Below are 13,565 nucleotides of genomic sequence, written 5' to 3'. Positions count from 1 at the left end.
GCCCTCATCGGCCGGCGCGCGACTCGCCATACTGTCGGCGATGACTGGGGATGTGCGTACCGAAGACGGTTGCCGCCTGTGGGCCGACCAGGGCGGCGCCGGAGCGCCGCTGGTGCTCTGTCACGGCGGTCCGGGCATGTGGGACTACCTCGGCCCGGTCGCCCGGCTGCTCGACGATCGCGCCCGCGTCATCCGGTGGGACCAGCGTGGTTGCGGGCGCTCCGAGCGGCGCGGTCCGTACTCGACCGGCCGCTTCGTCGCGGACCTCGACGCGGTACGCGAACGCCTGGCCGGGCCGCGAACGGCGGTGCTGGGCCACTCGTGGGGCGCGCACCTGGCGCTGCGGTACGCGATCGACCACCCGGAACGGGTCAGTCACCTGATCTACGTGTCCGGCACCGGCATCGACCCCGATCGCGGCTGGCACCCGCACTACGAACGGAATCTCCGGCGGCGGCTCGGGCCGCACCTGGATCGGTGGGAGGCGCTTGGCGCACGGGACCGCACCCCGGCCGAGGATCGGGAACGGGCGGTCCTGCAGTGGTCGGCCGACTTCGCCGACCCCGACGACGCCGTGCGGCACGCCGAGGACATGGCCACGCCGTGGCTAGGTGTCAACGGCGACTGCAACCGGGCGATCAACGCCGAGGTCAAGCAGGAACTCCGCATCTGCGACCTCGCGGCGCGGTGCCGGACGCTCGACCTGCCCGTGCTGATCATCGACGGACCCGAGGACATCCGTCCCCGCTGGGGCGTCGACTCGCTGGAGAAGGCGCTGCCGAACTGCGAGCGGGTCAGTCTCCCCGGATCCGGTCATCTGCCGTGGGTCGAGAATCCGGACGGCTTCCGCCGGGCGGTGACCACCTTCCTCGACGCGACGATGTAAGCCGGGGTGCCCCCGTCCGGCACGCTACCGACCTGTGGAGATCTTGGTACGAAAGGGCCCTCATAGGGGCCGTTTCGTACCAAGATCTATTCGCGTCTCGTCTGGTGAGAAGCGAGTCTCGAAACTGCTCGGCCAGGGGTGCCTGTGGCGCCATCGAGAAATCGACGCAACAACATTTATGGATGTTCGGATGGTGTCGGCGCGTCGATCGTCCTGGTCGGATGGCGGAACGGACATCGCCGTTCGACGATGACAGGAGGGACCGTGCGCACACCATCCCGTGCGTTGACGGGGACCACCGCGCTGCTGCTGGCAGCCGGTCTGGTCCTGACCGCCGCTGGCGGCGGCCAGGCGGCACCCCGGGAACAGACCCGTACCCAGGCGCCACCCGACCACCTGCCGGGCGACCGGCACGACACCAAGGCCACCGACAACCGCAAGGGCCGCGTCGCCGCCACCGAGCGGCAGCGGGACCGGGCCGCCGCGCTCGGCGCGCGCGTGCGCTGGACCGACTTCGGTACGCCCGCCACGCTCACCTCCACCGGCAAGCCCCTGGCCACCGGCCTGCCTGCCGACCCGGCCGCCGCCGCGCGCGCGTACGTGGCCGCCAACCGGGACGTGCTGGGCCTGACCGCCGAGGGCGCCGCCGCGCTGGAACTGCTGACCGTGGCGCCGATGGGGCAGGGCGCGACGGTGCTGTTCCGGCAGCGCTTCGGTGATCTGCCGGCCGCCGTCGACGGCATGCTGTCGGTCGGCGTACGCGACGGAGCGGTGTGGCACGTCAGCTCCTCGCTCGCCCGCGACGCCGGTACGCCGGCCCCGGCCACGATCAGCGCCGAGCAGGCCCGCAAGGCGGCGATCGCCGATGCCGGCCGCGGCGACGCGCAGGTCATACGTACCTCATTGGTCGCGGTGCCCACCGCGGACCGTGGGCCGCGCGCGGCGTGGGAGGTGGTCCTCGGCGCGGACACCACCGGCGCGGACCCGGCCGCCTACTCCACCTACGTGGACGCCCGCGACGGCGCCGTGCTGGTCCGCGAGGACCTGATCGACCACGCCTCGGACCACCCGTCCTGGGAGGTCTTCCCGAACTCGCCCCGGGTCGACAGGTCCTCCGTCGACACCCGTAAGCGGTGGTGCGCCGTGCCGGCGCGCGGCTGCGCCGAGGTGGTCGGGGTGCCCGGGCACCCGGCCTGGGACGTGGACCCGGCGACCGGCGAGTCCACCACCACGACCAAGGGCAACAACGCGATAGCCGTGCAGAACTGGTTCAGCAACGACGCGTTCAGCGTCGGCACCGAGACCGCCACGCCCCGCCCGGACCGCAAATACGCGTACCCGTGGACGAACCAGTGGCAGGAGCAGCGCTGCAACCCGGAGGTGTTCACCTCGCCGCGCGCCAACGACATCGACGCGGCCCGGGCGAACCTGTTCGCGATGCACAACCGGATGCACGACTGGACGTACCACCTCGGGTTCACCGAGGAGACCTGGAACATGCAGCAGGACAACCTCGGCCGCGGCGGTCTCGGTAACGACCCCGAGCAGGGCAACGCCCAGGCCGGTGGCGTCAGCGGCGGCCCGCCGACGTTCCCGGCCCGCAACAACGCCAACCAGATCACCCCGCCGGACGGCGTCGCGCCGACCACCAACATGTACCTGTGGCAGCCCACCGCCGGCTCGTTCTATGCGCCCTGCGTCGACGGCGACTTCGACATGTCGGTGATCGCCCACGAGTACGGTCACGCGGTCACCAACCGCATGATCGCCGGCCCGAGCGCCGGGGTCAGCACGCCGCAGGGCATGAGCGAGAGCTGGTCCGACCAGCTCGCGATGGAGTACCTCTTCGAGCACGGGTACGCCGCGCCCGGCCGGCGCGGTTTCACCATCGGCGAGTACACCACGCAGGACCCGAACGCGGGCATCCGCAACTACAACATGAGCGACAGCCCGCTGAACTACAGCTCGCTGGACTACGACTTCGTCGGCCTGCAGGTGCACGCCTCCGGCGAGGTGTGGAGCGCCACCAACACCGACATCCGCGCGGCCATGATGCGCCGCTGGGGCAGCGGCACCCCGGCGATCCAGAAGGCGTGCGCGACCGGCGCTCGCGACGTGACCGCCTGCCCCGGCAACCGGCGCTGGATCCAGCTGGTCTTCGACTCGTTCCTGCTGATGGCGGTCAGCCAGGTCAGCATGGTCGACGCCCGGGACGCGATGCTCGCCGCCGACCGGATCCGCTTCGGCGGGGCCAACCAGGACCTGCTCTGGAACGCGTTCGCCAAGCGCGGCCTGGGGGAGGGCGCGGTCAGCGTCGGCCACACCGACCCCGACCCCACGCCGGGCTTCACCTCCCCGTACGCCCGGGAGGGCTCGCTGCGGCTCCTGCCGGTGGGCGAGCGCGGGCCGGTGGCCGGTGCGCAGCTGTTCGTCGGGCGCTACCAGGCGCGGGCCGTGCCGGTCGCGGACACCGACCCGGCGACCCCGCTGACCGACCGGGTGGACCTGGTGCCCGGCACGTACGAGTTCGTGGTGCGGGCCCCCGGCTACGGGCACACCCGGATCGGCCCGGTGACGATCAAGGCGGGCCAGAACCGGACGCTGCCGGTGAAGCTGCGACCCAACCTGGCCTCGGCGACCACCGGCGCGACAGTGGCCGGTGACGGGATCAACCTGCCGCAGATCGTCGACGACGACGAGGCCACCAACTGGGCCTCGCTCGGCGCGCCGGTCGCCGGCCGGCAGGTCACCGTCGACCTGGCCGGCGGCGTCCAGCAGGTACGCCGGGTGCAGGTCAGCGCGATGCTGCGCCCGCCCGTCACCGGTGACGCGGACACCGGCACCCAGAGCCGGTACTCCGCGCTGCGGCAGTTCCGGGTGCTGGCGTGCACCGCGCAGGGGCCGGTGACGTGCGCCGACGCGGCGGACTTCCGGCCGGTCTACACCAGCAAGCCGGACGCCTTCCCGTCGGTGGCGCCGCGTCCCCGGGCGCCGGAGCTGATCATGCGGTCGTTCGACATCCCGCGCACCACTGCCACGCACCTGCGCGTCGAGGTGCTGACCAACCAGTGCACCGGCGCGCCGGACTACGCCGGTGAGCAGGACGACGACCCGCGGGCGGCGACCGACTGCGCCACCGCCAGCCCGCAGGCGCAGAACGTGCGGATCGCCGAGTTCCAGGCGTTCTCGCACTAGCTCCGCGCGGCGGGTGCGGACGGGCGGCTCCTGTCGTCCGTCCGCACCCGCCGCCGTGTGTTCACGCGGGGTTCGGGGCCTCGTCGCCGGATCGGGGCTGTACCGGGGGCAGGATCCCGGACAGACTGAGCGTCGACCGGTCATCAACGCTGGTCGATGCGCTGTCGTCCCGTTCAAGGAGGATCCCTTGACCCCGTTCCGCGCCGCCGTCACCCGCGTACGCCGCGCCCTCGCCGCGTCCGCCCTGGTCGCCGCCGTGGCCGCCGCCGCGCTCGTCGCCCCCGCCACTGTCTCCACCCGGCTCGCCGAACCGGCCGCTGCCGCCGTCTACGGCTCCTGCACCCAGTCCCGCTGCGCCGACGCGCGCACCGCGCGGTCCGGCTGGTCCGCGAAGAGCTTCCCGACCAGCCGCGGCTGGTACTCGTGGAGCGGCGGCCAGTGCAACTTCGCCGGCGGCCGGTTCTACAACTACGAGGGACAGCTGCCCTCCGGCGCCACCTACTACGAGTACGACGTCTACCCGCGCGCCTGCAACGCCTCCCGGGACGCGTACCGGATCGTGGTCAACAAGAGCACCGGGGCGACCTGGTTCTCACCCGACCACTACGCCAACTTCTACCGGCTCTGAGCAGCCTCGACGCCGGCCGGGCTCCCGACGCCCGGCCGGCGCCGTCGGGAAAGGACGGATCATGGGTACGCGGTTGCCGGCCTGGCTCGGGTACGACTTTGCGCCGTCCGAGCCGGACGGTGTGCCGGTCTCCGGCGTGGCCGGCCGCACCCGGGCCGGGCTGCACGAGGCGCTGGCCCGGGCGCTGGACCTGCCCGACTGGTACGGCCGTAACTGGGACGCCCTGGCCGACGCGCTCGCCGACCGCCTCGACGCCGGTCCGCTGACAGTGGTCGTGACCGACGCGGCGTACCTGCTCGCCGACGAGCCGCCCGCGCAGCTCGGCACGCTGCTCGACGTGCTCGGCGCGGTCGCCGCCGGTGGCCACGAGACGCTGCGGGTGGTGCTGCACGACCACCCGGACCGGCTGCCCGCCCTGCGCGACCGCGTCGCCGCCGTGCTCGGCGGACGGCTCGCCGGCCCACCCGCCACCGGCTGATCCCACCACCCGCACCCGTCACCCTCACCCGGCCTGCCGACCGGGGCGGTGATCAAGGAGTTTGTGTCCGAATCAGGCCGCCGGGGCGACCCAAACTCCTTGATCAACGCCGCGAGGGCGGGTGGGGGTCAGGTGGGGTGGTCGAGGATGGCGCTGAAGCGTTCCTCGGCCAGGTCGAGCTGGGCCAGGATGTGCTCCTTGACCGGTGGCGACAACGGTGTGTCCGGGCGGGCGACCAGGTCGCGGAAGACCGGCACCAGCGGGCGGTACTTCGTGGCGGCGCGGGCCACCTTCGGCCCGACCGTGTGGATCACGCCCACGCCGTTGTCGGTGAAGTCGGACACCTTGATCACCCGGGCCCAGGGCTCCCGTTCCAGGCTGGCCGCCACGTGCTCCCGGTACTGCTCGTCGCGGTCCCGCCCCGGGTCGTACTCGGGGTTGGTGACCGCCGCGACCAGCCGGGCGACCCGCGACCCGAACCGGCCGGACAGCGCGGCGAGCGCCGCCGAGGTCACGTCGGGCCCGGTGGCCGAAGGGTCGAGCCCGGCCAGCTCGGCGGGGTGGTCCTCGACCGCGTCGTGCAGCAGCCCGGCGACGATCACGTCCACGTCCCGCACCTGGTAGTGGTGCATCAGCCGGATCGACACCCGCAGCAGGTGGTTGAGGTACGGCTCGCGTACCCGCCGGTCGTCGCGGTGCAGGTCGGCGGCCAGGTCGAGCGCCTCGGTCAGCCGGTCGCGGTCGGCCTCGTCGAACGCCTCGATCTCCAGCCGGAACCGGGCCAGCAGGCCGGGCTCACCGTGGATCTCGGTGATCGCGTGCATCGGCATGGTGGCGAGGTACGCGGGGAACTCCATGCGTCCCTTATAGCTGATCTTCGCTAGATCCGGTGCCCGCCGGGCCGCTCACGTCGTCGGTCAGGCGCTTGACCAGGCGTACGCAGGTGCCCTCGGGCGTGCCGACGATGGTGGCCTCGTCCATCACCCGCGCCATGATCAGCCGCCCGCGTCCCCGGTCGCCGCTCTCGTCGCCGTCGGCTGGCCGCCAGCCGCCCTGGTCGCGTACCTCGATCTCCAACCGGTCGCCGCGCAGCTCGGCCCGCAGCGTGGTGATCCCCTCCGGTGCGAAGCGGTACCCGTGCTCGATGGCGTTTGCGCACGCCTCGCCGGTGGCGATGAGGACGGTTTCGACGTCCCACTCGCTGACGCCCCGGGCGTGCAGCCAGCCGCGTAGCCGCTCGCGGGTGGCGGCGAGCCGGCCCGGGTCGGCCGGCAGCTCGATGGTGAGGACCGGGCCGACGTCCGCGGATGTCCCACCCGTCACGTCCGGCCCTCCGTCCCGTGCCCGTCCCCGGACCTGGGCGCCCACTCGCGCTGTCACCGCCCGATTCTCACCCTGTTGTCCCCGGTGACCGCCGATTCATTCCCCCGGCGGCGCTGTCCGTCAAACGTGATCATTGCGCATCGGGGGCGGCGTGTCAGCCGGCGGCCCGGCAGGGCGGCAACGGCGGCGGGCCGGCGCCCCCCGGAGGGGACGCCGGCGCGGGATGAGCGGACGGTCACGCCGGCGACGTGGAGGCGGTACGCGAGCGGGTATCGGGGCAGGTCAGAGCGGCAGCCGCCCGGCGCCGGCGAAGGCGTCGACGACGAGCGGGACCAGCGGGGCCGGCATCGGCCGGGCGGCGCGCAGCGTCGGCGTCCATCCGGCGTCGCCGCCGAGGTCCGGGTCGTGGACGGCGTTGTACGCGGCGAGCAGGCTCACCGGCCGGGGCAGGCGGTCACCCTGGCGCACCCAGCTGCCGCGCTCGGTGAGCGCGGTGCCGCCCCAGTCGTACAGCAGGTCTGCGGGGCCGGCGTCGCCGGTGAGCGTGAAGAAGTTGTTCTCCGCGTACAGCGCGGACTGCACGCCGACGCCGAGGGCGTACTCGAAGCCGGGCCCGCCGAGCCGGTAGTGGTTCTCGTGCACGTCGACCTGGCCGAACCGTACCCGGGGCAGCCGTTGCAGCGTGCCGTCGAACAGGTTGTGCCGCACGGTGACGTTGAGCCTGCCCACGTCCGGCCCGACGGTGTTGGACGAGCCGATCAGCATCACCTTGTCCCGGCCGGTGAACCGGTTCCAGGAGACGGTGACCAGGCTGGCGGTGTGCGTGACGTCCAGCGAGCCGTCGTGCACCTGCCAGGGCCGGCCGAAGTAGACGGGCTGCGTGCTGTCCGGGTTGTCGCCGTCGGTGAACGTGTTGTGGTCGATCCAGACGTGTTCGCTGCGCCGCACGGAGATCTGGTCGTACTGGGAGTTCCAGTTGCCGGTGTCGCCGTCGGTGGGGGACCAGGCGGGGAAGCAGTCCCGGGCGTCGACGAACTCGATGTTGCGCACGATCACGTTGTCCACCCGGTCGATCATCAGCGTCAGGCCGGTGAGCCGGGCGCCGCGCAGCCCGATGATCGTGGTGTTGGAGCCGACGTTGATCTGGGTCTGCCGGGTCTGGTTGGCCACCGACCGCACCCGGGCGGCCTCCAGCGGCCCGCTCGGGTTCGTCCGCCCCCAGGTCGCCGGGTCGTACGCGGCCAGGTAGGCCTGCAGCGAGTACTCGGGGTCGGCCAGGTCGGCGCAGTCCAGCGGCGTGCCGTCCGGGCCTTCGAAACCGTCGACGGTTCCGGCCACGTACACAATCTTGGAGGTGGCGTCGGTGGCGTTCGTGGCGTTGTCGCCGCCGAGCGCGGCGACCAGTTCGGCCCGGGTACGCACGACGCGCACCCGCTCCGGCGTGGCGGCCGACCCGCCGGTGGTGCCGGTGCCGGCGGCGGCCCAGCCGTCGTTCGCGGCGAGGGCCTGGCGGCCGATCAGCTCGGCGGCCCGGGACGGCTCACCAGGTGCGGCCGGCGCGGGCGCGGCGGTGGTGAGGACGAGCGCGGCGGTCAGCGCCGCGACGACTGCGGTTCGGGTACGCATGACTCGTTCCGTTCTCCTGGAGGGACATTCACTGCGCGGGCAGGTCCACCACGTACGGCGTGACCGCCCACGGCACGCCCGCCTCGGACGGCAGCGCGCCGGTCTCGACGGCGGCCCGCAGCACCGCGCCGACGCCCCGCACCATCCGCACCCGCTGCGGGCCGTCGCCCGCCACGCGCACCAGGTCCCCGTCGAGCAGCGTCGGAACGGGCGCGTCCCGCAGCGCGTCCAGCACCGCGGTGAACGGTTCGGTACGCGCCAGCGGCGCGATCAGCGGCGTGCCGTCCGCGCGGTGGTCGAGCAGGTTCGCCAGCAGCCCCCGGCGGCCGGGCACCGGGCGTGGCGTGTCGTCGCCGGGTAGCCGCAGCCGGTCGGTGGGGTACTCCAGCACCGCCCGGCCCCGCTCGCCGGTGACCAGCACCTCCCCGGGTACGTGTTCCTCGGCGGCGAGGGTGAGCGCGGCCAGCACGGGCGGCCCGGCGTGCGGCGTCAGTCGCAGCACTGTGGTGTCGTCCACCTCGATCGGGCGCACCCGGTAGCGCTCGACGGCGATCCGGGCGGGGCGGACGGGTGCGCCGGTGACCGATTCTGCGACGGCGAGGCACTGCATGAGCGCGTGGGCGAGCGGGTTGGCGAGCGCTCCGTCCAGCGCCGGGCGGCCGTCGACGGTTCGTCGCCCGGCCCACGGGGAGCGGGCGTAGTAGGCGTCCGGGCGTTGCCAGGCGGCGAGTGTGGCGATGCCGGTGACCGGGCCGAGCCGCCCGAGCGCGCCGGTCAGTTCGGTCAGCGCGGCCGAGCCGAGCGCCTGGAAGTTGACCTGCACGGCCCGGCCGGCGGCGTGCGCGGCGGCGGTGAGCGTCAGGTGTTCGGCGAGGTCGAGCACCGGCGGCTTCTCCAGCAGCAGGTCCGCCCCGGCGGCGAGCGCGTCGAGCGCGATCGGCAGGTGGGTGTGCGGCGGCGTGCAGATCACCACCACGTCGGGCCGGGACTCGGCGAGCATGGCCCGGTGGTCGGTGAAAACGGCCGCTTCCGGCGGGACCGGCGCGTCCGGTTCGGCATCCAGCGGCCGCACGTCGACCAGCGCCACCAGGCGCGCCCGCCCGGCCGCGTGCAGTTCCGCGATGGTCCGGCGGTGCCAGCGGCCGTGCCCGTTCGCCCCGATCAACGCCACCCGTGGCGGCCCGCCGGCGCTCACCGGGCGCCGCCCGGCGTGCTCCCGGTCACCGGGCGTCCGCCAGCGTGGCCCGGACGCCGTGGCGTTCCAGCGCGGTGAGCCAGCCGGTCACGTCGGCGCGGAACTCGTCGTCGGCGGCCAGGTCGGGCGGGAACACCTCGCGCAGCGCGAAGACCGCGTCCACCACCCCGGCCGGGGTGTGCGCTCCGGCGGCGAGGGCGGCGCGCAGCCGGTCGGCGAGCGGGTCGTCCAGCGGCAGCGGCCGGCCGTCGTCGGCGTACCCGAGCAGGAACCGCAGCCAGGCCGCCACCACGAGCGCGCTCCACCGCGCCGACCGGCCGGCCGCCCGCAGGTCGGCGACGGTGTGCAGCACCCGCTGCGGCAGCTTCTGCGAGCCGTCCATGGCGACCTGCGTGGTCCGGTACCGGATCGCGGGGTTGGCGAAGCGGGCGAGCACCTGCTCGCCGTAGGCGCTCACGTCGACGCCGGCCGGCGGGGTGAAGCTCGGCGTGATGTCCTCGGCGACCAGCCGCCGCAGCACCGCCTCCAGGTGCGGCAGCGTCAGCGCCTCGGCCACCGTCTCCGCGCCGGCGAGCGCGCCCAGGTACGCGGTGGCCGAGTGCACGCCGTTGAGGGCCCGCAGTTTCAGCCGCTCCCACGGGCCGGCGTCGTCGGTGAGCACCGCGCCGGACCGCTCCCAGGCCGGTCGGCCGCCGGGGAAGTCGTCCTCGATCACCCACTGCGACCACGGTTCGGCGGCGATCGCCGCCAGGTCGGTCACGCCCAGCGCCCGGCGCGCGGTGTCCCGGGTCTCGTCGGTGGCGGCCGGCACGATCCGGTCGACCATGGTGCCGGGGCAGGTGACGGCGGTGAGCACCCGTTCGGCGCTCGCGTCCGGCACCCGGGCCAGCGCGAGGCACTGCTCCACCAGCCCGCGCAGACGGCGTCCGTTGGCGGGCAGGTTGTCGCAGCTCACCAGCGCGATCGGCCCGGCGTCGGCGGCGGCGCGGGCGAGCAGCCCGCGCACCAGCAGACCGGGCACGGTACGCGGGGGACGGCCGGTGGTGAGGTCGGCGGTCAGGTCCGCGTCCACTGTGAGCGCTGCGGTCACCGGGTCCAGCCGGTACGCCTTCTCGGTCACCGTCAGCGTGACCACCCGGATCGCCGGGTCGGCGAGCAGGCCGACCACCGCGTCCGGGTCACTCGCGGCGTGCCGTACCCCGGCGAGCGCGCCGACCACCCGGGTGGCCGCGGCGTCGGGGGCGAGCGTGGTGACGCTGAACAGGCAGTCCTGCGCGGCCAGGGCGTCGACCACGTCGGTGCTGCGCGGCGCGACGCCGATGATGCCCCAGTCGCCGCCGGCCGCGCCGACCGCCGCCTCGGTGTGCACCGCCTGGTGGGCGCGGTGGAACGCGCCGACGCCGAGGTGGACGATGCCGGCCGGCACGGTGCCGGGGCGCAGCAGCGGCCGGGACTCCGGCGGCAGGTGGCGTAGCGTGGCCAGGCCGAGCCGGTCGGGGGTCAGCGCCATGCCGGGCCGTCCGGGAAGCGGAACCGCGCGATCGACTCCGGGCGCATGGTGGCGCTGTAGCCGGGCACGGTGGGCACCAGGTAGCGCCCGCCCCGGGTGCGGACCGGGTCGGTGAAGTGCTCGTGCAGGTGGTCGACGTACTCGACCATGCGGCCGTCCAGGCTCGTGCCGACCCGCAGGTGGTCGAAGATCGCGAGGTGCTGCACGTACTCGCACAGGCCCACGCCGCCCGCGTGCGGGCAGACCGGCACGCCGAATTTCGCCGCCAGCAGCAGCTCGGCGAGCACCTCGTCCACGCCGCCGACTCGGCAGGCGTCGATCTGCATCACGCCGATCGCCTCGGCCTGGAGCAGCTGCTTGAAGATGACCTTGTTGGCGGCGACCTCGCCGGTGGCGACCCGGCAGCGTCCGCCGGTCAGCTCGGTGACCGCGCGGGCGATCCGGGCGTGGCCGAGCACGTCGTCGGCGTGCGTGGGCTCCTCGATCCAGTACGGGTCGACCTCGGCGAGCACGCCCATCGCGGCGATCGCCTCGTCCACGTCCCACACCTGGTTGGCGTCCATCATCAGCAGCGCGTCCGGGCCGATCTCGGCCCTGATGATCCGGGCCCGCCGCAGGTCGTCCTCGATCCGCCCGCCGACCTTCATCTTCATCGCGCGCCACCCGGCGGCGTACGCGTCGCGGGTCAGCGCGCGCACCTGCTCGTCCGGGTAGCCGAGCCAGCCCACCGACGTGGTGTACGAGGGGAACCCGTCGCGTTCCAGCCCGGCGAGCCGGTCGGCCAGGCCGTCGCGTCCCTTGTCGAGGATGGCCGCCGCCTCGTCCGGGGTGAGCGCGTCGGTGATGTGGTGAAAGTCGACAGTCGCGACCAGCTCGTCGGTGGGCATCTCGGCGAGGAGGCGCCACATCGGCTTGCCGGCGAGCTTGGCGCGCAGGTCCCAGACCGCGTTGACGAGCGCGCCGGTGGCCATGTGGATCACGCCCTTCTCCGGGCCCAGCCAGCGCAGTTGCACGTCGGCGGCCAGGGAGCGCCAGAACGCGACGGGTTCGGCGGCGATCTCGGCGACGGTGCGTCCGCGTACGTGGTGGGCGAGCGCGCGGACCGCCGCGCAGGTGATCTCGTTGCCCCGCCCGTTGGTGAACGTGAACCCGGTGCCGGTCGGCCCGCCGTCGGTGGTCAGCTCCACGTACGTGGCCGAGTAGTCGCCCCGGTTTATCGCGTCCGAGCCGTCGCCGCTGGCGGCGGTGGGGAAGCGCACGTCGTGCACCTCGACGTCGACGATTGTGGTCATGAAGGCCCACCTCCGAACTTGAAGACCTGCTTCGGCAGCCGGTACGCCAGGTCGACGATCGTCTCGGCGGCCTCGTCCCCGGTCATCCGGTGCTCGGCGACGAGGCGGGCGAGGAATCCGGCGTCGACCCGGCGGGCCACGTCGTGGCGTACCGGGATGGAGCAGAACGCGCGGGTGTCGTCGACGAACCCGGCGGTGTTGTAGAAGCCGGCCGTCTCGGTGACCGCCTCGCGGAACCGGCGCAGCACCTCGGGGGAGTCCAGGAACCACCAGGGCGCGCCGAGGCGCAGCGCCGCGTAGCCGCCGGCCAGGGGGGCGAGTTCCCTGGTGAACGTGTCCTCGTCGAGCGTGTAGAGCACCACTGTGAGCCGCGGGTCGTTGCCGTGCGCGTCCAGCAGCGGCGCGAGAGCGTGCACGTACTCGGTGGCCTGCGGCACGTCCCCGCCCACGTCGCGGCCGTGCCGGGCGTGCAGCCACCGGTTGTGGTTGCGCACCGCACCGGGGTGCAGCTGCATGACCAGGCCGTCGTCGAGCGACATCCGGGCGAACTCCAGCAGCATGTGCGCCCGGAACGCCTCCGCGTCGCCCGTGTCGGCCAGGCCGCGCCGGCCCCTGTCGAACAGGGCCGCGGCCTGCGCCGGACTGAGGTCGAGGGTACGGGCGGTCGGGTGCCCGTGGTCGGTGGAGGTGGCCCCGGCGGCGGCGAACGCCTCCCGCCGGGCCCGCAGCGCGGCCAGGTATCCGGCGTACGTGCCGGTGTCCTCGCCGGAGACCTCGGCGAGGCGGTCCACGTTTGCCGCCCAGTTGCCGAACTCCATGTCCACCACGTCGTCGGGGCGGAACGTGGTGACCACCCGCCCGCCCGGCCCGCCCCAGCCGTCGGCGGCGAGCTTGGCGTGCCGGCCCAGGTCGTCCAGCGGCGACTCGGTGGTGGCGAGCACCTCGATGCCGAAGCGCTCGAACAGCGCCCGGGGCCGGAATCCCGGTTCGGCCAGGCGCGCGGCGAGCGCGTCGTAGACGGTGTCGGCGGTGGCCGGGCTCAGCGGCGTGTCGACGTCGAACACGTTGCGGAACGTCTGCTCCAGCCACAGGCGGGACGGGGTGCCGCGGAACAGGTGCCAGTGCGCGGCCAATCGCCGCCAGATGGTCCGCCCGTCGGTCTCCACCGGGCTGCCGTCGACGCTGGGCACGCCCAGGTCGGCCGGGGGTACGCCCTGGCTGAGCAGCATCCGGGTCAGGTAGTGGTCGGGTACGACGAGCAGCCGGGCCGGGTCGGGGAACGGCTGGTCGTCGGCCAGCAGCCCGGGGTCGACGTGCCCGTGCGGGGAGATGATCGGCTGCTGCGCGGCGAGCGCGTACAGCTCGCGGGCCAGGGCACGCAGGCCGGGCTCGGCGGGCAGCAGCAGATCGCTGGGGGAGATGATCGGCACGG

Annotated in this window: 11 protein-coding genes; 4 read left to right on the top strand and 7 right to left on the bottom strand. The window is 73.9% G+C overall.

Annotation, left to right across the window (positions count from 1 at the left end):
* Nucleotides 1–40: 40 nt before the first annotated feature.
* The 4 genes from KBX43_RS26555 to KBX43_RS26540 all read left to right on the top strand — a co-directional run bounded on the left by KBX43_RS26555 (nucleotide 41) and on the right by KBX43_RS26540 (nucleotide 5,187).
* Nucleotides 41–886, top strand: coding sequence for an alpha/beta fold hydrolase (locus tag KBX43_RS26555; protein ID WP_210887712.1), 846 nt, complete (start codon nucleotides 41–43; stop codon nucleotides 884–886).
* Nucleotides 887–1,171: 285 nt separating this feature from the next.
* Entirely contained in the window at nucleotides 1,172–4,081 is a 2,910-nt protein-coding gene (locus tag KBX43_RS26550) for a M36 family metallopeptidase (protein WP_280841825.1), read from the top strand.
* Between the two features lie 187 nt (nucleotides 4,082–4,268).
* Nucleotides 4,269–4,709, top strand: coding sequence for a ribonuclease domain-containing protein (locus tag KBX43_RS26545; protein WP_030499301.1), 441 nt, complete (start codon nucleotides 4,269–4,271; stop codon nucleotides 4,707–4,709).
* A 61-nt stretch (nucleotides 4,710–4,770) separates the two neighbouring features.
* The gene (locus KBX43_RS26540; protein WP_187693208.1) at nucleotides 4,771–5,187 is read left to right on the top strand and encodes a barstar family protein; all 417 of its coding nucleotides are present in this window, start codon (nucleotides 4,771–4,773) and stop codon (nucleotides 5,185–5,187) included.
* Nucleotides 5,188–5,315: 128 nt separating this feature from the next.
* On the opposite strand, the gene KBX43_RS26535 is transcribed toward KBX43_RS26540, so the two are convergent.
* From KBX43_RS26535 to uxaC, 7 genes are all read right to left on the bottom strand, one after another.
* Nucleotides 5,316–6,044 carry an HD domain-containing protein gene (locus tag KBX43_RS26535; protein WP_210887709.1) on the bottom strand — a complete coding sequence of 243 codons (729 nt, stop codon included), beginning with the start codon at nucleotides 6,042–6,044 and terminating at the stop codon, nucleotides 5,316–5,318.
* A gap of 7 nt (nucleotides 6,045–6,051) precedes the next feature.
* Nucleotides 6,052–6,510 (bottom strand): ATP-binding protein, encoded by a 459-nt coding sequence (locus tag KBX43_RS26530; RefSeq protein ID WP_043323543.1) that lies wholly within the window; start codon nucleotides 6,508–6,510, stop codon nucleotides 6,052–6,054.
* Between the two features lie 282 nt (nucleotides 6,511–6,792).
* Nucleotides 6,793–8,136, bottom strand: a complete 1,344-nt coding sequence (locus KBX43_RS26525) for a polysaccharide lyase family 1 protein (RefSeq protein WP_210887706.1) — start codon at nucleotides 8,134–8,136, stop codon at nucleotides 6,793–6,795.
* A gap of 28 nt (nucleotides 8,137–8,164) precedes the next feature.
* Complete coding sequence (locus KBX43_RS26520; protein ID WP_210887703.1) at nucleotides 8,165–9,331, bottom strand: Gfo/Idh/MocA family protein; 1,167 nt, start codon at nucleotides 9,329–9,331, stop codon at nucleotides 8,165–8,167.
* Between the two features lie 25 nt (nucleotides 9,332–9,356).
* The gene (locus KBX43_RS26515) at nucleotides 9,357–10,841 is read right to left on the bottom strand and encodes a mannitol dehydrogenase family protein (protein ID WP_210887701.1); all 1,485 of its coding nucleotides are present in this window, start codon (nucleotides 10,839–10,841) and stop codon (nucleotides 9,357–9,359) included.
* Nucleotides 10,832–12,133, bottom strand: coding sequence for an enolase C-terminal domain-like protein (locus KBX43_RS26510; protein ID WP_210887698.1), 1,302 nt, complete (start codon nucleotides 12,131–12,133; stop codon nucleotides 10,832–10,834). The genes KBX43_RS26515 and KBX43_RS26510 overlap by 10 nt, the downstream gene beginning before the upstream one ends.
* The gene (uxaC, locus tag KBX43_RS26505; protein ID WP_210887695.1) at nucleotides 12,130–13,563 is read right to left on the bottom strand and encodes a glucuronate isomerase; all 1,434 of its coding nucleotides are present in this window, start codon (nucleotides 13,561–13,563) and stop codon (nucleotides 12,130–12,132) included. Before uxaC ends, KBX43_RS26510 begins: the two co-directional genes overlap by 4 nt.
* Nucleotides 13,564–13,565: the final 2 nt, after the last annotated feature.

It is taken from the genome of Micromonospora sp. C41 (assembly GCF_018070485.1).
In the GTDB taxonomy this organism is placed as follows: Bacteria; Actinomycetota; Actinomycetes; order Mycobacteriales; family Micromonosporaceae; genus Micromonospora; species Micromonospora chalcea.
Note: the sequence above shows the minus strand (reverse complement) of the source record. Positions and strands in the feature narration are given on the sequence as shown.